Raw genomic sequence first — 15,757 nt, 5'->3', positions numbered from 1 at the left:
CGTGACACCTCGTTTCTCGATCCGCCCTGACCAAGCCGCCGGCCCCTACGTGATCGGGCTCGACGTGGGCTCGGGCGGATCCCGCGCCGCCGTGTACGACGCGACGGGACGCGAGGTGGGCAAGCGGCACTGCAAGGTGCTCCATGCCTTCACGACCGCAGCCGACGGCACCTCGACGATCGACGCCGACCAGGTGGTCGACGAGCTCCTCGAGGCCATGGCCGACGTGCTCGACGGCTTCGAGGAGCCCGTCGCCGGCATCGGTGTCGACACCTTCGCCTCGTCGCTCGTTGCGGTCGACGCCCAGGGCGATGCGCTCACCCCGTGCATCACCTACGCCGACACCCGCTGCCGCGACCAGGCGGCCGCGCTGCGCGAGTCCCTCGGGCCGGACGCCCTGATCCGGCTGCACGACCGCACCGGTGCCCGGATCCACTCCTCCTTCCTCACGCCGCGTCTGATCTGGCTGCGCGAGCAGCACCCCGACGTGTTCGCGCGGTCCGCGCGTTTCATGGCGCTCGGCGAGTACGTGGCCCATCGCCTCCTGGGCGAGCCCGCGATCGGCACGGCCGCCGCCGCCTGGGGCGGGATGCTCGACCGCCGCACCGGGCAGTACGTGCCCGAGCTGCTCGAGGCGGCAGGCATCGGCCCCGAGCTGCTCGGCGCCCCGCTCGACCCGGCCGACGGCCCCCGCGTTCCCGCCTCGTGCCTCCTGGCCCACGAGTTCCCGCAGGTGGAGGGCGCTCGCTGGATGCCCGTGGTCGGTGACGGCCTCGGCGCGAACATCGGCATCGGCACGGCGGGCACCTCCACGTGGGGGATCTCGACGGCCACCTCGGGCGCGATCCGCGTGCTCGTGGACGACGAGGTGCCACGCCTCCCCACCGGCCTGTGGGCCTACCGCGTGGACGGCGAGCGCACCCTGGTCGGCTCGGCGATGAGCGACTGCGGGCGCGTCCTCGAGTACGTGCACGCGACGTTCGCCCTGCCCGACGAGCCCACCGCGATCGACACCCGGACGCTGTTCGAGGCGCCGCCGGTCGGGACCACCCCGCTCGTCGTCCCCTTCCTCTCGGGCGAGCGCGGCACCGGCTGGCGCGATGCCGCCCGAGCGATCTTCGCCGGCGTGAGCGCCTCGACGACGCCCGAGGAGATCCTGCGCGGAGCGATGGAGGGCATCGCCCTGTCGTTCCTGCGGATCGCCGATCAGCTCCGCGAGATCAGCGGCCCGCCCGAGCGGATCGTGCTGTCCGGGGGCATGACGGGTGCCGTGCCGGAGTGGCTGCAGATCCTGGCCGACGCGCTCGACACCCCGATCGACCACATCGACGTCTCCCGGTCGACGATGCGCGGCGTCGCGTTGCTCGCGCTCGAGGCGATCGGTGAGACCGGTGTGGCGCCCGCCCCCGTCACCCGCCGTGTGGAGCCGGTCGCGGGGCGCGCCGGGTACTACCGCGAGCGCCTCGCCCGCTTCGAGAAGCTCGCCGACCTGGCCTGACGGCGCCGCGGCCGGCCCTCGTCAGGACGCCCGGCCGCTCGCCGCCGTCTCGCGCTCGGCGATGAAGGCGGCGAGCGCGCCGAGCACCTGCTCGTCGACGCCGTGGCCGAGCAGCGGCGAGCGCTCCTCGGTCACGTCGACGTGGGCCTCGAGCCACTGCCGCACCTGCGTCTCGAGCGCGGCGTCGAACAGCGGGTCCAGGCCGCCGTGGCCCCACAGCACGGGCGGCCGGCGACGGGCGAGCTCCTCGTCGCCGGGCAGCCGTGCCGGGAAGGGTCCGCCGGACAGCTGGGCCACCCAGTCGAGCGAGGCCGGACGGCGGCGCAGCAGCTCGAGGGCGAGCATCGCGCCCTGGGAGAACCCGACGGCTCCCACGACCGTGCCGTGCTCGAGATCGCCGATCCACCGTTCGACCGCCTCGGCCGATGCCTCGAGCAGCGTGCGGTCCGCCGCGTCGACGGGATGCCCGAGCCATGCCCAGCCGGGTCCGTAGCGGTGGATGCCGCGCAGCGACACGTACACGAGGCCCTGGGGCAGGAAGGGCGCGAGGGAGATCAGGTCGTCCTCGGAGCTGCCCAGCCCGTGGAGGAGCAGCACCACCCGCTCCCCCTCCCGGGGCAGCCGCGTCCAGCGCTCGGCGGAGCGCTCGATCTCACGGGTCGCCGGGGTGACGGTCGGGATCCGCGGGTCGGGGCCGCGCAGATCGGGAGTGGGGCTCGGGGTGCTCATGACCTCGACCGTAGCGCGCCGCCGCGGCCGGCCGCGGCGCACCGGCGCGGTCCCGGGCCCCGCGGCGCCCCGCCGGGGAGTGCCCGGACCAGGGTGTCCGGACCGGGCATGATGGACGGACCGTCCGTCCTCGATCCGTCACAGGAGCCCCGATGTCCTGGTTCGTCCTCGTGCTGTCCGGCCTCATGGAGGCCGTGTGGGCCACCGCTCTCAGCCGCTCCGAGGGTCTGCACCGGCTGGGTCCGAGCATCGTCTTCGTCGTGGCCCTGCTCGCCTCGATGACCGGCCTCGCGATGGCCATGCGCACCCTGCCCGTCGGCACCTCGTACGCCGTGTGGACCGGCATCGGGGCGGTCGTCACCGTCGTCTACGCGATGGCGACGGGCGCCGAGGCGATCTCGGTCGCCAAGATCGTGTGCCTCGCGGCGATCATCGGCGGCATCGTGGGGCTGAAGGTGCTGCACTGAGAAGCTGGGGCACCGACGGACCGAGGCGCCGTGGCCCGGAGCCAGAGCGCCTCGCCGCCCCGCCGCTGCCCCCGAGGCGCTCAGCCGGCGACGAGCACCGCGACCAGGAAGCCCGTGTCGTCCGTCCAGGGCGCGAGCTGCCAGCTCGCGAAGCGCTGGGAGATCGCGAGCCCGGCCCGCTCGGCGTCGCCGGCGAACTCCTCGGCGCTGTACCCGCGAGCGGTCTGGAAGCCGATCACAGCGCGTCCTCCCGGCGCGAGATGCGCGCGGATCCTCGCCAGCGCCGGCACCCGCTCGGCATCGGCGAGAAAGGTCATCACGTTGCCCGCGCTCACCACGAGGTCCACGGCGAGCGGCGCCCCCTGCGCGTCGTGCAAAGTGAACGTCGCGAGGTCGCCGACCTCCCAGCGGGAGCCCGGATGGTCCTCACGGGCCACGGAGATGAGGTGCTCGTCGAGGTCGACGCCGACGACGTCGTGACCGCGCGCGGCGAGGTAGCCGCCCACGCGGCCGGTGCCGCAGCCGGCGTCGAGGATCCGGCTGCCGCGATCGGCCATCGCGTCGATCAGGCGGGCCTCGCCGTCGATGTCGCGTCCCGCCGCCTCGAGGTCGCGCCATCGCTGGGCGTAGGCGCGGGCATGGCCGGGGTTCGCGGCGACGACGGTGGTCCACACATTGCGTTCGGGTCCGGGCATGGATCCAGTATCGCGCCCGGACCGCCCCCTGACCGTCCCGGCCACCTCCGGCGAGCGCGCCTATCGTAGGGAACGTCATGTGGCGACGGCCACGAGCGCCGTCGCCCCCTCGCCACCGCTCAGGAGGACCCCATGGCCGACGTCGTGGTCACCGACAACAAGGACGCGAGCCGCTTCGAAGGCGACATCGACGGCAAGCTCGCCGGCTACGCCGAGTACCAGCGCGTGGGCGGCACCGTGATCTTCCCGCACACGAAGGTCTTCCCCGAGTACGTGGGACGGGGCGTGGGCGGGGCGATCATCCGCCATGCGCTCGACCAGGTGCGCGCCGACGGCGCCCTCGCCGTCGAGCCGCGCTGCTCCTTCGTCGCGGCCTGGATCGACAAGCACCCCGACTACCAGGATCTCGTCGCCTCCTGATCGCGGCGCCGCGCACGCCGCGGCCCCCTGACGCCCGAGCCTGCCGGGCGTGACGCACCAGACGTTCGTGCACCTAGTGCAACTTTGCACTGAGTGCATACACTGCTTCTCGTTCCGCAGTCGGAAGGAGGAGCGCATGACCGCGAGCCTGCGCGAGAAGAAGCGCCGCCAGGTGCAGTCGACCATCGAGCACGCCGCGCTCGAGCTCATGACCGAGCTCGACTACGACACCGTGACGGTCGCCCAGATCTGCGAGGCCGCTGGAGTCTCCCGCCGCACCTTCTTCAACTACTTCGGGTCCAAGGAGGCGGTTGTCCTCGGCCCCACGCCGGAGCCGCCCTCCGACGCCCTGGTCCAGGAGTTCCTGGACTCCTCGAGCCCGGACGTGCTCGGGGACCTGGTGCGCATGATGACGACCACCCTGCTCGAGAAGCAGCCCGACCACGACCTGGGCGCGCGCAAGCGGCGGGCCGCGGTCATCCACCGCAACCCCGAGCTCGCGCGGATGCACATCGAACGCATCGCCGCCGCGAACCAGAATCTCGTCGCCCTCGTCGCCCGACGCCTGCGCACCCAGCAGGAGCGACCCACCGGCGCCCCGCCCCCGGGGACCGGCGACGACGAGGGCCTCGAGAGCCATGCCGCCTTCGTCGTGAGCCTGTGGATGGGCATCGCCCTCTACGCCGCACGGCTGTGGACCACGCGCCCGCAGCTCACCGTCCACGAGCTCCACCAGAACCTCTTCGACCACCTCGACTTCATCAAGGAAACCCAGCGATGACCGCCACCATCCCCCGAGCCGCCGAGCCCGCCGCACCCGCGGCGCAGCCCCGCTCCGGCTCCAGCCACCTCGTCCCGCTGTTCGCGGGACTCCTCGTCGCGATGTTCCTCGCGGCGCTGGACCAGACCATCTTCTCCACCGCTCTGCCGACCATCGTCGGCGAGCTCGACGGCGTCGACCAGATGCTGTGGGTGACCACGGCCTACCTGCTGTCCTCGACGATCATGATGCCGATCTACGGCAAGCTCGGCGACCTCATCGGCCGCAAGAGCCTGCTGATCTTCGCGCTGTCGATCTTCGTGGTCGGCTCCCTCGTCGGCGCCCTCGCCGGCAACATGGGCGTGCTCATCACCGGCCGTGCCATCCAGGGCATCGGCGGCGGCGGCCTCATGCTGCTCGCCCAGGCGATCATCGCCGACGTCGTCCCCGCGCGTGAGCGCGGCAAGTACATGGGCATCATGGGCGCCGTCTTCGGCCTGTCCTCCGTGGTCGGCCCGCTCCTGGGCGGCTGGTTCACCGAGAGCCTGTCGTGGCGGTGGGGCTTCTGGCTGAACATCCCGCTGGGCATCCTCGCGATCGTCGCGGCCGTGTTCTTCCTCAAGCTGCCCAAGCACTCCCAGCGCGCCCGCCTCGACGTGTGGGGCATCCTCACGATGGCCGTCGCGGTCACCGCCCTGATCCTCGCGACCTCGTGGGGCGGCAACACCTACGAGTGGGACTCGTGGCAGATCATCGTGCTATTCGCGGTGACCGTCGTGTTCGGCGGCCTGTTCGTGCTCGCCGAGCGCCACGCGGTCGAGCCCATCATCCCGATGCACCTGTTCCGCAAGCGCAACTTCGTGCTGACCACGGTCGCGGCCCTCGTGATCGCCATCGCGATGTTCGGCGCCATCGGCTACATGCCCACCTACCTGCAGATGACCACCGGGGTGAGCGCCACCAAGTCGGGCCTCATGCTGCTGCCGATGGTCGGCGGCCTGCTCGTCACCTCGATCGCCTCCGGCCAGATCGTCTCGCGGACCGGCCGCTACAAGTGGGCCCCCATCCTCTCGATGGTCGTCACCGCGCTGGGCGTGTTCCTGCTGTCGACCATGTCGGCCGACACCGCCGTGTGGGTGATCATGGTGCACATGGCCGTCCTCGGCGCCGGCCTGGGCATCGGCATGCAGAACCTCGTGCTGATCGTGCAGAACACGTTCCCGATCGCCGAGGTGGGCACCGCGACCGCCTCGAACAACTTCTTCCGGCAGATCGGCGCCTCGCTCGGCTCCGCGATCGTCGGCTCCGTGTTCACGAGCCGGCTGACGGACCTGCTGTCCGAGCGGATGCCGGCCCAGGCGGCCGGTGCGATGGGCGGCGGCGACACCAACTCGCTCACGCCCGCCCTCGTCGACAGCCTGCCCCAGAGCATCCAGGACATCATCGTGGGCGCCTACACCGACGCCCTCACCCCGATCTTCCTGTGGCTGCTCCCGCTGCTCGGCGTCGCGCTGATCCTCGTCCTGTTCGTCAAGGAGGAGCCGCTGGCCACGAGCAACGCCGCCTCCGGGATGACGGAGGGGCAGGCCTCCGCGGCGACCGCCCCCGGCTCCGCCGCCCCTGGCTCCGCCGCCTCCGCGACCCGCGGTCGCAGCGACGACCTGACCCTCGGCCTCACCCTGGCCCTGCTGGTCCAGCGCGCCCAGAAGGCCGGCCCCGACGACGAGCTCACGCTCGCCCTGTCCCGCCTCGCGGGGGACGCACCCGGCACCACCGCCGAGCGCGCCGCCCATGCGAGCCGCACCCTGCTCGCCCCCGCCGCTCTGTCCCTCCTGGGAGGGGCCGCGGAGACGTCCGGCGGTCACGGACGCCACCGCGCCCCGACCGACGAGGAGTCCCGGTCCGACGGATCGGACCCCGTCCTCCTGTCCACCTCGCTCCCCGCTCAGGCCTGAGCGGCCCCTCGAAAGGAAATCCCATGACTCGACGTCTCGTGGGAGCGACCGTCTCGCTCCTCGCCCTGCTCGCAGGACTCTGGCTGGTCCTGTCCCCCTTCGCCCTCGGCTTCCAGCCCCAGGACGCGGACTGGACCGACAACACCCTGACCAACGTGTGGACCGGCATCCCGCTGGCCGTGGTCGGCCTCGCCGGCGTGATCGTGTTCGCGCTCGCCCTCCAGAAGCACATGGTCCAGGCCGGGTACATCACCCCGCGCCCCGCTCCCGCCCCCGAGGAGACCCCGGAGCCGGCCGCGACCGGCCGCTCGGAGGACCTCGACGCGATGCTGACCCCGCTCATCGCGGCGCTCGCCCGCGACATCGCCCGTCAGAACGATGCCGAGGACCCCACCGCCACCACCCCCCACCATCACCGCGAGTACGGCACGAGCGCCCTCGGCACCGACACCGGCGCCGTCCCGGCCGTGTCCGCCCGCTGAGTCCCGAAGGAGACCTTCCATGACCGAGACCTCGCAGACCACCGACGCGGCCGTCCAGACCGCTCCCGCCCCGGCCGTCCCGCAGCCGCTCAACACGCTCGACAAGGTGGGCATGGGCATCCTGACCCTGCTGACCCTGTCGGGGCTGTGGATGATCGTCGCGCCGTTCCTCGTGGGCTACCAGGCCCGCACGTCCGACTGGGCGGCCGGCACCACCAACGACGTCGTCGTCGGCATCACCCTGGTTGTGCTGTCGCTCGTCGCGCTCGTGGTGCTGTTCGGCGGCGCGCTGGGCGAGCTCGCCCGCAACGCCCGGCGTCGCATGAGCGTGCAGGCCTGATCGCGAGCCTCTCAGGACCGACATGGCCCCGACCACCCCTGCAGGTGGTCGGGGCCATGTCGTCGTGGGGCCCGTGCGCGGATCAGGGAGCGAAGCCGCCGTGCTTCGCGCTCGCGTGGATGCCGGGGTCGACGTCCTCGGTCTCCATCTGCGCGCGGCGGTGCTGTGCCTCGAGGGTGCGCTCACGGGCGGAGGAGTAGCCCTCGCGGCGGTTCGCGCGGCGGCCGAGGACCACGGCGAGCACGATCACCGCGACGACCACGAGCAGGCCCACGCCGTAGAAGGCGACGAGCGGGGAGATGAGGGGTGTCATGGCGTCGAGGCTACGCCTACTGGGAGATCTCGAGCTCGATGCGATCGAGCAGGGATTCGAGGGACAGCTCGAACTCCTCGGCACCGCGGTTCTCGCTCAGCTGGGCCCGCAGCCGCAGCACCTCGCTGTCGGGCGCGAGCTCGACGCGCCCGTCTCGGTTGGGCACGTCCGCGTCGCCCTCGTCGAGCGGCTCCTCCGGGGCCGAGACCCCGTCGCCGCGGGCCGCGGCCTCGAGCAGCAGGTGCCCCAGCAGGAAGCTCGTGAAGGAGCGATAGGCGCCGACCTTCTGCTCGTCGGTGAAGCCGAATCCGCCGAGCGTGGTCAGGAAGTTCTCGACGATCTCGATGCTGCGCAGCGGCGGCCGGAGCCACGGGGCGGCCGGGTGGCGGGTCGCGACGAGGGGGAAGGCGAGGGGGTGCTCGACCGCGAGGTCGCGCACCATGTGGGCGAGGTTCTGCAGGTACTCCTGCCAGCTCGTCGGACGGCCCTGCTCGATCTCCGTCGTGACGCCTTCGAGCAGATCCACGACGACGCCCTCGAGGAGGTCCTCGCGACCGGTCACGTAGCGGTACAGCGACATCGCCTCCACGCCCAGCTCCTGCCCGAGGCCGCGCATCGTGAGCGATCGCGGGCCGTCCCGGTCGATCGTCCGCAGCGCCGTCTCGATGACGATGTGGCGGTCGAGGCCTCGACCGCTCTTGCGGGGTCCCGCGCCGTCTGCCGTGCTGTCCATGAGGCCAGTGTCCAATCCTCGGCGTCGGGATGCCACCCGTCGCGCAGCCTACATTGTTAGCCTTACGGCGTAAGCGCTTCGACGAGAGGATGGACGATGTCACCGCACTCGAGCCGGCGGACGGACGATCCGGCCGACGCCCCGCACCCCGAGGACTCCCGCAAGCCCGACAGTCCCACCGAGATCACCGCACCCTCGTGGCGGTACGTGCTCCGCACCACCGTGCGCGAGTTCTCCGCGGACGGATGCACCGATCTGGCGTCGGGCCTGACCTACCGCACCGTGCTGTCGATGTTCCCCGCGCTCGTCGCGCTCGTGTCGATCCTCAGCCTGTTCGGGCAGAGCGGGTCGGTGACCTCGATCCTCGACCAGGCCCGCGGCATCGTGCCGGCCGACACCTGGGAGTCCGTCCGGCCCGCCCTCGAGTCGGTCCTGACCGCTCCCGCGCCCGGGCTGGGCCTGGTCATCGGCCTGCTCGCGGCCCTCTGGTCCGCCTCGAGCTACATCAAGGCCTTCGGGCGCGCGATGAACAGGATCCACGACGTCCCCGAGGGGCGCGGCGCGATCAAGCTCACCGTGCAGATGTACCTGCTGACGGCGCTCGTGCTCGTGCTGGGGGCCGTGGGGCTCCTGGTGGTCGTGCTGTCCGGCCCCGTGGCCGAGGCCGTGGGCGGGGCGATCGGCCTGGGCTCGACGGCGCTCGCCGTGTGGGGCGTCGCCAAGTGGCTCCTGCTCGCCGCGATCGTCGTGCTCGTGGTCGCGCTGCTCTACTACGCGACGCCCAACGTGCGTCAGCCCAAGTTCCGGTGGATCAGCATGGGCGCGGTGATCGCGATCGTCGTCGCCGTGCTCGCGAGCCTGGGCTTCTTCTTCTACGTCTCCAATTTCGGCAACTACAACAAGACCTACGGCGCCCTGGCGGGCGTGATCGTCCTGCTGCTGTGGATCTACATCATCAACGCGATCCTGCTGTTCGGCGCCGAGGTGGACAGCGAGATCGAGCGCGGGCGGGAGCTGCAGGCGGGCATGCCCGCCGAGGAGACGCTGCAGCTGCCGGCGCGCGACACGAAAGCCAGCGACAAGCGCGAGCGGAAGTTCGCCGAGGACGTCGAGCGCGCCCGCGCCCTGCGGGAGACCGCGGGCCGCAGCCAGGAGCCGGACGCGGCCGAGGGAGATGCGGACGCCGAGCGCTCGTCGTCGGATCCCGACGACGAGGCACCGACCACCGGAGCGCGGCGGGCGCGCGACTAAGCTCTGCCCGCCGCCTCGTCGAGACACCGAACGCTCCTGGGCCCGATCGGGCTCAGGAGCGTTCGTCGTGCCGGGCAGGCGGAGGGCCGTCAGTTGCCGGGCCACTCCCCGAACACGCGTTGGAAGCCGCGCGCGCCGCCGCGGTCGACGAGCGCCTTGACGACCGCGAAGATCGCGCCCTGGAGCGCGGCGGCCGCGAGCACCTCCTTGAGGTCGAAGTCCGACTCGAGGGCCTTGGGCGCCTCGTCGGCCATGGACTTCGGCGTCACGAGCTTCCACACCTGCTTGAAGACGGCGCCGGCCACGGCTCCGGCGACGAGGCTCCCGACCATCCCGATGGGGCGGTAGAGGATCTTCGCAGGAGTGCTGGTGGACTCGTTGCTGGACATGTGCGTGCCTCTCTCTCGGCTCTCTCGGCGGTCAGCGGCGCGCCGCGCGGACGATCAGGTAGAGACCGAGGGCCACGCCCGCGCCGAGGGCGGAGGCCGCGATCCAGCCGTTGCGGTTGAGCTGACCCTGGTCGTCGGTCACGGCATCGCGCGCGGTCGTGAGGCCCTCGGAGGCGAGCTCGCGGGTGCGGCCGAGCTGCTCCGTCGCGCGGTCCTTGACCTCGTCGACCTGCTGCCGGGCGCGGACCTTGGCCTGGTCGACCTGCTGCTTGGCCTGGGACTTGACGTCGAGCGCGGAGGTCAGCTGGTCGACGGTCTCTCCGAGCTCCTCCCGCGTACGGGCGATGTCGGCCTCGATCTGGTCCGGCGAGGCGTCGCCGTCGGGCTCGTGGCGGGACGTGGGCTTCTGGGGGTCAGGCGTGGTCATGGTGGGTCTGTCCTTTCACCTCGGCGATGTCCTCGTTGACGCTCTCGATCGTGCGCTCGGGCGTGAGCGAGAGGTCCTGCACCTTCTTCTTGCCCACGAGCGCCGCGATGGCGGCCGCGATGAACAGCACGGCCGTGACGATGAGGGCCGAGGCCCAGGCGGGCAGCACGAGGGCGAGCGCGATGATCGCGGTGGCGATGAGCGCGGCGAAGCCGTAGGCGGCGAGGATGCCGCCGGCTCCCAGGAGGCCGGCGCCGACGCCGCCCTGCTTGGCGGTGGCCGTCATCTCCGCCCGGGCGAGCTTGAGCTCGTCGCGCACGAGGCGCGAGGTCTGCTCGGACAGCCGGGTGATGAGCTCGGCGGGCGAGGGCTGGGACGAGGGTTGTGGATGGCTCATGGATCTCTCTTCCTCTCGATCGGCGCAGGCGGCTCCGAGCCGGCGGGGCGGAACGGCGAGCGCGGAGCCCGTCATCAGCCCGACGGGACTGGTCACCGGCTCCCGACGCTGCCCCGGTCGGAGGACGCCACAGGGTGGGGACATCCTTACACCGTATGGCGCACGGGCGAAGCTGGCCGACCTGCTGGTATGCAGCTCTCGAGTCGCCGTCTCCCTGGTCCCGCAGGGGGTCCGGCAGACGCCTTCGCAGACGTTGTTTACAACGTAAGTCTACCGCGTTAGCGTGAATCGCACCCGAAGACATCGGGAGGCACGCCGCCCGGTCCACGGGCGGCCATGAGCTAGGACGGGTGACATCACATGGTCGACGACCAGAACGATTTCCAGGCGCTCGAGAACGCCGCGGTGTACGACAGCGAGAACAAGAAGATCGGGACCGTCGGGCAGGTCTACCTCGACAACGAGACGGGCCGGCCCACCTTCGTGACCGTCAACCTGGGGCTGTTCGGCACGCGGGAGACATTCATCCCGGTCGACGCCGCGCGCCCTGCGGATGGCGATCTCACGGTGCCGTTCTCGAAGGACTTCATCAAGGGCGCCCCCAACGTCGAGGCCGATGCGCAGATCACGCCCGAGGAGGAGACCGAGCTGTTCCGTTACTACGCGAACGGCACCCCCGCCGGCGAGCGCGACGCCGCACCCACCGGCCGCGACGCGGGCGAGGAGCGGACGGCACGCGAGCAGAGGACCGAGGTCGCCGCGGGCGAGGGTCGTCGCGACGCACGCCAGGGCGTCGACGCCGACGCCGACGGCACGATGGTCGCCCACGAGGAGCGCCTGCGAGTGGACACCCAGCAGCAGGAGGCCGGCCGCGCGCGCCTGCGCAAGCGGGTCCGGACGGAGACCGAGAACATCGAGGTCCCGGTGCGTCGCGAGGAGCTCGTGGTCGAGCGGGAGGCCATCGATCCCGACTCGGCCGAGGCGCGCTCCACCGCGCCGATCGCCGAGGGGCGTGACGAGGAGGAGGTCATCACTCTCAAGGAGGAGCGTCCCGTCGTCGAGAAGGAGACCGTCGCGACCGAGAAGGTCAACGTCGGCAAGCGCACGGTGCAGGACACCGAGGCCGTGACCGCGGACCTGCGGAAGGAGGAGATCGACGTCGACGAGGACGACGCCCGGCGCCGCTGACCGGCCCCTCTGACGATCCCCGGGGCGACGGAGCCCCGGGGATCGTCAGCCCGCCTGCCCCGTGACGCGACCAGGCCGGGCACGTGGTGCGGCGCATGCCTCGCAGGCGTACGGCGCCTCGCAGGCCCGCGGCGCGATCCGGACCGAGCTCGCTCTCGACCCACGGCGACGCACGAAGGGCCCCGGCAAAAGCCGGGGCCCTTCGTGAACGAACCATGCCCCGAAACACCGACGAACGATGTCCCGAGACGTCACACGTGCGCGAGGGGGGAGTTGAACCCCCACGCCCTTTCGGGCACACGGACCTGAACCGTGCGCGTCTGCCTATTCCGCCACTCGCGCGTGTCTTCGACACCGGGTGTCCAGCACACCGAGGCCGAAGGTTCCTTCACTGTACCCACAGCATCGCAGCAGGCCCAACCCAGGAAAGCGTGGTTTAGCGCACATCGCGTCAGGAAGATGGGCGCGTCACGACGATGAGCCCCTGATCCTCCGAGAGGAAGGAGCCGGGCAGCACGATCGCCTGCACCGGGGATCCGTTCGACGACCCATGGCATTCGACCGGCTCGAGCGCGGTGAAGGCGAGCGTGCCCTCGCATCCGGAGAGCTCGACCGGCGAGTGCTCGTCGTGCAGCACGCCCTGAGCGTCCTGACGCAGCTGCTCGGCGCCCACACCGCCCGCGGAGCCGTACGTGGGGTCGATCGCGTGGGCGACGATCGCGGTGCCCGTCGCGGTCAGCACGCTCGAGAACTCCTCGGACAGGGGCTGGCCCTGGAGCAGGAGGATCGCCGGGCTCGCGTCCGGCCCATGGGCCGGATAGGCCTGCCAGGTCTGATCGCCCGAGGACGAGCCCTCGAGGGTCGCGGTGCACGTGGCGCCCTTGCCCGTGGAGAGGCTCAGCCCTCCCGAGCACACGACGGTCTGGACCGTGCCGCTGCCTGCATCGGTGAGCTGCTCGGACAGCAGCGTGACGAGCCCCGCCTGCGTGACCGTCGAGCCTGAGGCGTCCAGGGCCGTGTTGTCCGGCAGCGGGGAGACGAGGGCGATGGACGGCAGCGCCGAGGACGGGGCCGCGGTGGTCATCGCCGTGCCCGTTCCCGCCTCGACGGCGGTGCCGGAGTCGGAGGCCCCGTTGTCGACGTGCGAGCCGCCGTCACAGGCCGCGAGCGACAGCACGAGGGCCCCGGCGAGCGCCACGACGGAGCGCGACGAGCGGGAGAGGAGACGCGGGGCGGCAGCCGCGGAGCGCGCACGGGCGCGCCGGCCGGCGGCGCTGTGATCTCCTCCGCGCATCGCGGTCCCTTCCCCTGTCCGACAGATCCGGGCCGGTTCCGACCGGCCGTGCCGCACAAGCGGGCGAGACGTCGGCCGGACATCGTCCCGGCCTCTCCGCGCGTGCTGCGCAGGACACAGTACCGGGAGTATCCGGTACGCGCGTCCCCAGTGGGGAGATCGACCCCCTGGGGAGCGGTCAGGCGCCCCGTTCGCGAAATTCGTCCGCTTCGGCGAAGGCTTCCTCGACGGCGCCGACGCTTCGCCGACGACGCACGACGGTCGCGTAGAGCACCGTCGCCACGATCACGGCGGGCACGCCGACGAGCGCCGCGAGCTGCATGTCGCGCACCACGGCGACGGTCGCGAACACCCCGACCACGCCGACCAGCCCGATCACCGCGGTGACCGCCCCGCCGGGCGCGTGGAAGGTCTCCTGGCCGTCGCGCGTGCGGTGGTAGGCGAGGTAGGTGACGAGGATCAGGCCCCACACGAGCAGCACCGAGAACACCACGAGGCTCATCATGTAGCTGAAGACGCCCGCCACCCCGGTGAAGGCGAGCACGGCCGCCGCGACGATGCCCACGGAGCTGACGGCGATGGCCCGCACGGGCACCCGGCGCCGCGAGAGCACCCGCAGGCCGCGCGGGCCGAGCCCGTCGCTCGCGAGGGACTGCAGCATCCGGCTGCCCGCGTAGAGGTTGGCGTTGGCGGCCGAGAGGGCCGCGATGAGCACGAGCAGGTTGGTGATGTGCCCGGCCCCCGGCACCCCGATCCGGTCGAAGACCATGACGAACGGGCTGGTCGCGACGGCGTCGCCGGTGCCGGCCGCGTCCTGCCACGGCACGAGGGCCACGACCACGCCGATCGACAGCACGTAGAAGAAGGCGAGGCGGATGACGGTGGTGCGGGCCGCGGTGCGGATCGAGACCGCCGGGTCCTTGGCCTCCGCAGCGGTCACCGACAGCAGCTCGATCCCGCCGAAGCTGAACATCACGATCGCCATCGCGAGCCACACGGCGCCCCAGCCGTTCGGGGCGAATCCGCCGTCGGCCACGAGGTTCGACAGCCCCGGCGCGGGTGCGCTCGGCAGTCCGAAGACCACGAGGAACAGCCCCACCAGGATGAACACGAGCACCGCGATCACCTTGATGCTCGAGAGCACGAACTCGATCGCGCCGAACGACCCCACGCTCACGACGTTGATGACCACGATGATCGCGGCGAACAGCACGATGCCCGCCCACAGGGGCACGACGGGGCTGCCGTCGGCCGTCGTCGGCGACCAGTACTGCAGGTAGGACGCGCACGCGACGAGCTCGGTGCCCGTCACGGCGACGGTCACGATCCAGTACAGCCAGCGCGAGAGGTATCCCCAGAAGGGGGAGAGGAAGCGGGCCGCGAGGGTGCCGAAGCCGCCGCGCACGGGATGCCGCGAGGCCATCTCGCCCATGCACAGCGCGATGCAGGCGGCGATGAGCGAGCCGATCGCGAAGCTCACGACGGCGGCGGGGCCGGCCACGCCGATCGCGGAGCCGGAGCCGAGGAACAGCCCTGTGCCGAGCGCCGAGCCCATCGCGATCATAGCCATCTGGCCGTGGCCGAGGGAGCGTGCGAGGTGCTGGTGGCCGTCGGGCGAGGTGCGGCGGGCGGAACGGGAAGGGGAGGAGGAAGGGGCACTGCTCATCGGCGAAGCCTATGACGGGACGGGCGCTGCGGGCCGGGACGCCCGCCCCCGCGGGCGCCGCGGACACGGGTCTGCCGGGCAGGCGCTGGGTGGGCACGCTCGTTCCTGGATGTCCGCTGGGCCACACTCGCTTGTTCTAGTTAGGTCCATTAACTATATTCGGGTGTCGTGCCCACCACTTCTGCTTCCGCCGCCGCCCGGGACGCCGTCGACCAGCCCACGGCCGATCAGCTGCCGCTCGAGCTCACGCTCGCGTGCAGCCGCTTCGCCCGCCTCGCGATCCGCGGCGCCGACGTCGGCGTGTCGTCCGTGACGTGGCGCATCGCGGCCGCCCTCGACCAGCGCGGCGAGCTCCGCGTGAGCGAGATCGCGACCCTCGAGCAGGTGACCCGGCCGAGCGCGACGACCGCCGTGCAGCGCCTCGAGGAGGCCGGCCTCGTCGAGCGCCGCACCGACCCCTCCGACTCGCGCTCGTCCCTCGTGCGCCTCACCGAGCGCGGCTCCGATCAGCTGCGCGAGTGGCGCCGCCGGCTGAGCGCGACCGTCGAGGGCCTGCTCGCCGATCTCGACGACGACGACCGCGGCGCCCTCCGGCGCACCGCCGAGATCCTGTACGGGATCCTCGCGACCGCCGACATCGCGGGGGGCACCGAGCCCCTCCCGTTCGGCGACCACGCCCTCGGCGACGCCCCGACCGCCCGCGCGGCCGCCGCCTCGCACCACTGACCCCCGGCTCGTCCGCCCCCGGACGCC

At 72.0% G+C, this 15,757-nt stretch carries 19 protein-coding genes and 1 tRNA gene; 10 read left to right on the top strand and 10 right to left on the bottom strand.

Annotated features, from left to right (window positions below; all coding sequences use genetic code 11):
- The first annotated feature begins 1 nt into the window (after position 1).
- On the top strand, positions 2-1,498 hold the full coding sequence (locus BRM3_RS04375) for a gluconokinase (RefSeq protein WP_263594874.1): 1,497 nt from the start codon (positions 2-4) through the stop codon (positions 1,496-1,498).
- Between the two features lie 21 nt (positions 1,499-1,519).
- On the opposite strand, the gene BRM3_RS04370 is transcribed toward BRM3_RS04375, so the two are convergent.
- The gene (locus BRM3_RS04370; RefSeq protein WP_263594873.1) at positions 1,520-2,227 is read right to left on the bottom strand and encodes an alpha/beta hydrolase; all 708 of its coding nucleotides are present in this window, start codon (positions 2,225-2,227) and stop codon (positions 1,520-1,522) included.
- A gap of 152 nt (positions 2,228-2,379) precedes the next feature.
- On the opposite strand from BRM3_RS04370, the gene BRM3_RS04365 reads away from it, so the two are divergent.
- On the top strand, positions 2,380-2,694 hold the full coding sequence (locus BRM3_RS04365; RefSeq protein WP_263594872.1) for a DMT family transporter: 315 nt from the start codon (positions 2,380-2,382) through the stop codon (positions 2,692-2,694).
- 80 nt (positions 2,695-2,774) lie between these two features.
- On the opposite strand, the gene BRM3_RS04360 is transcribed toward BRM3_RS04365, so the two are convergent.
- Positions 2,775-3,389: a class I SAM-dependent DNA methyltransferase gene (locus BRM3_RS04360; RefSeq protein WP_263594871.1), complete on the bottom strand. Its 615-nt coding sequence runs from the start codon at positions 3,387-3,389 to the stop codon at positions 2,775-2,777.
- Between the two features lie 132 nt (positions 3,390-3,521).
- Between BRM3_RS04360 and BRM3_RS04355 the strand changes: the two genes are divergently transcribed.
- The 5 genes from BRM3_RS04355 (at position 3,522) to BRM3_RS04335 (ending at position 7,346) form a co-directional block, all read left to right on the top strand.
- Positions 3,522-3,809, top strand: coding sequence for a GNAT family N-acetyltransferase (locus tag BRM3_RS04355; protein WP_263594870.1), 288 nt, complete (start codon positions 3,522-3,524; stop codon positions 3,807-3,809).
- A gap of 136 nt (positions 3,810-3,945) precedes the next feature.
- A complete protein-coding gene (locus tag BRM3_RS04350; RefSeq protein ID WP_263594869.1) occupies positions 3,946-4,590 on the top strand; it encodes a TetR/AcrR family transcriptional regulator in 645 nt (214 codons plus the stop codon).
- A complete protein-coding gene (locus BRM3_RS04345; protein WP_263594868.1) occupies positions 4,587-6,524 on the top strand; it encodes an MDR family MFS transporter in 1,938 nt (645 codons plus the stop codon). Before BRM3_RS04350 ends, BRM3_RS04345 begins: the two co-directional genes overlap by 4 nt.
- A 23-nt stretch (positions 6,525-6,547) precedes the next feature.
- On the top strand, positions 6,548-7,006 hold the full coding sequence (locus tag BRM3_RS04340) for a hypothetical protein (RefSeq protein ID WP_263594867.1): 459 nt from the start codon (positions 6,548-6,550) through the stop codon (positions 7,004-7,006).
- 19 nt (positions 7,007-7,025) lie between these two features.
- The gene (locus tag BRM3_RS04335) at positions 7,026-7,346 is read left to right on the top strand and encodes an SPW repeat domain-containing protein (protein WP_263594866.1); all 321 of its coding nucleotides are present in this window, start codon (positions 7,026-7,028) and stop codon (positions 7,344-7,346) included.
- 82 nt (positions 7,347-7,428) lie between these two features.
- Here the strand turns inward: BRM3_RS04335 and BRM3_RS04330 are convergent, their stop codons facing one another.
- Entirely contained in the window at positions 7,429-7,659 is a 231-nt protein-coding gene (locus BRM3_RS04330; protein ID WP_263594865.1) for a hypothetical protein, read from the bottom strand.
- A gap of 16 nt (positions 7,660-7,675) precedes the next feature.
- On the bottom strand, positions 7,676-8,392 hold the full coding sequence (locus tag BRM3_RS04325; RefSeq protein WP_263594864.1) for a TetR/AcrR family transcriptional regulator C-terminal domain-containing protein: 717 nt from the start codon (positions 8,390-8,392) through the stop codon (positions 7,676-7,678).
- Positions 8,393-8,488: 96 nt separating this feature from the next.
- Here BRM3_RS04325 and BRM3_RS04320 point away from each other — a divergent pair, with 96 nt between their 5' ends.
- The gene (locus BRM3_RS04320; RefSeq protein WP_263594863.1) at positions 8,489-9,643 is read left to right on the top strand and encodes a YihY/virulence factor BrkB family protein; all 1,155 of its coding nucleotides are present in this window, start codon (positions 8,489-8,491) and stop codon (positions 9,641-9,643) included.
- An 89-nt stretch (positions 9,644-9,732) separates the two neighbouring features.
- Here BRM3_RS04320 and BRM3_RS04315 read toward each other — a convergent pair whose 3' ends face one another.
- The 3 genes from BRM3_RS04315 to BRM3_RS04305 are packed head-to-tail and all read right to left on the bottom strand — an operon-like array spanning position 9,733 to position 10,856.
- The gene (locus tag BRM3_RS04315; protein WP_263594862.1) at positions 9,733-10,032 is read right to left on the bottom strand and encodes a DUF4235 domain-containing protein; all 300 of its coding nucleotides are present in this window, start codon (positions 10,030-10,032) and stop codon (positions 9,733-9,735) included.
- 31 nt (positions 10,033-10,063) lie between these two features.
- Entirely contained in the window at positions 10,064-10,459 is a 396-nt protein-coding gene (locus BRM3_RS04310) for a DUF3618 domain-containing protein (protein ID WP_263594861.1), read from the bottom strand.
- On the bottom strand, positions 10,446-10,856 hold the full coding sequence (locus BRM3_RS04305) for a phage holin family protein (protein ID WP_263594860.1): 411 nt from the start codon (positions 10,854-10,856) through the stop codon (positions 10,446-10,448). The genes BRM3_RS04310 and BRM3_RS04305 overlap by 14 nt, the downstream gene beginning before the upstream one ends.
- A gap of 360 nt (positions 10,857-11,216) precedes the next feature.
- Between BRM3_RS04305 and BRM3_RS04300 the strand changes: the two genes are divergently transcribed.
- Positions 11,217-12,044 (top strand): PRC and DUF2382 domain-containing protein, encoded by an 828-nt coding sequence (locus BRM3_RS04300; protein WP_263594859.1) that lies wholly within the window; start codon positions 11,217-11,219, stop codon positions 12,042-12,044.
- A gap of 258 nt (positions 12,045-12,302) precedes the next feature.
- On the opposite strand, the gene BRM3_RS04295 is transcribed toward BRM3_RS04300, so the two are convergent.
- The 3 genes from BRM3_RS04295 to BRM3_RS04285 form a co-directional block, all read right to left on the bottom strand.
- Positions 12,303-12,386 (bottom strand) — tRNA-Leu (locus BRM3_RS04295).
- Between the two features lie 109 nt (positions 12,387-12,495).
- On the bottom strand, positions 12,496-13,338 hold the full coding sequence (locus tag BRM3_RS04290) for a hypothetical protein (protein WP_263594858.1): 843 nt from the start codon (positions 13,336-13,338) through the stop codon (positions 12,496-12,498).
- Positions 13,339-13,516: 178 nt separating this feature from the next.
- Positions 13,517-15,004 carry an amino acid permease gene (locus BRM3_RS04285; RefSeq protein ID WP_263594857.1) on the bottom strand — a complete coding sequence of 496 codons (1,488 nt, stop codon included), beginning with the start codon at positions 15,002-15,004 and terminating at the stop codon, positions 13,517-13,519.
- 168 nt (positions 15,005-15,172) lie between these two features.
- Here BRM3_RS04285 and BRM3_RS04280 point away from each other — a divergent pair, with 168 nt between their 5' ends.
- Positions 15,173-15,730, top strand: a complete 558-nt coding sequence (locus BRM3_RS04280) for a MarR family winged helix-turn-helix transcriptional regulator (protein ID WP_263594856.1) — start codon at positions 15,173-15,175, stop codon at positions 15,728-15,730.
- The last annotated feature ends 27 nt before the right edge of the window (positions 15,731-15,757 follow it).

The organism is Brachybacterium huguangmaarense (genome assembly GCF_025725725.1).
Taxonomy (GTDB): domain Bacteria; phylum Actinomycetota; class Actinomycetes; order Actinomycetales; family Dermabacteraceae; genus Brachybacterium; species Brachybacterium huguangmaarense.
This window is presented reverse-complemented; position numbering and strand designations above follow the sequence as displayed.

Coding starts and splice junctions, on each gene's coding strand:
- BRM3_RS04355 (WP_263594870.1), top strand. CDS start 3,522: ATGGCCGACGTCGTGGTCACCGACAACAAGGACGCGAGCCGCTTCGAA.
- BRM3_RS04305 (WP_263594860.1), bottom strand. CDS start 10,856: ATGAGCCATCCACAACCCTCGTCCCAGCCCTCGCCCGCCGAGCTCATC.
- BRM3_RS04365 (WP_263594872.1), top strand. CDS start 2,380: ATGTCCTGGTTCGTCCTCGTGCTGTCCGGCCTCATGGAGGCCGTGTGG.
- BRM3_RS04340 (WP_263594867.1), top strand. CDS start 6,548: ATGACTCGACGTCTCGTGGGAGCGACCGTCTCGCTCCTCGCCCTGCTC.
- BRM3_RS04350 (WP_263594869.1), top strand. CDS start 3,946: ATGACCGCGAGCCTGCGCGAGAAGAAGCGCCGCCAGGTGCAGTCGACC.
- BRM3_RS04315 (WP_263594862.1), bottom strand. CDS start 10,032: ATGTCCAGCAACGAGTCCACCAGCACTCCTGCGAAGATCCTCTACCGC.
- BRM3_RS04310 (WP_263594861.1), bottom strand. CDS start 10,459: ATGACCACGCCTGACCCCCAGAAGCCCACGTCCCGCCACGAGCCCGAC.
- BRM3_RS04345 (WP_263594868.1), top strand. CDS start 4,587: ATGACCGCCACCATCCCCCGAGCCGCCGAGCCCGCCGCACCCGCGGCG.
- BRM3_RS04300 (WP_263594859.1), top strand. CDS start 11,217: ATGGTCGACGACCAGAACGATTTCCAGGCGCTCGAGAACGCCGCGGTG.
- BRM3_RS04325 (WP_263594864.1), bottom strand. CDS start 8,392: ATGGACAGCACGGCAGACGGCGCGGGACCCCGCAAGAGCGGTCGAGGC.
- BRM3_RS04370 (WP_263594873.1), bottom strand. CDS start 2,227: ATGAGCACCCCGAGCCCCACTCCCGATCTGCGCGGCCCCGACCCGCGG.
- BRM3_RS04290 (WP_263594858.1), bottom strand. CDS start 13,338: ATGCGCGGAGGAGATCACAGCGCCGCCGGCCGGCGCGCCCGTGCGCGC.
- BRM3_RS04335 (WP_263594866.1), top strand. CDS start 7,026: ATGACCGAGACCTCGCAGACCACCGACGCGGCCGTCCAGACCGCTCCC.
- BRM3_RS04330 (WP_263594865.1), bottom strand. CDS start 7,659: ATGACACCCCTCATCTCCCCGCTCGTCGCCTTCTACGGCGTGGGCCTG.
- BRM3_RS04320 (WP_263594863.1), top strand. CDS start 8,489: ATGTCACCGCACTCGAGCCGGCGGACGGACGATCCGGCCGACGCCCCG.
- BRM3_RS04360 (WP_263594871.1), bottom strand. CDS start 3,389: ATGCCCGGACCCGAACGCAATGTGTGGACCACCGTCGTCGCCGCGAAC.
- BRM3_RS04285 (WP_263594857.1), bottom strand. CDS start 15,004: ATGAGCAGTGCCCCTTCCTCCTCCCCTTCCCGTTCCGCCCGCCGCACC.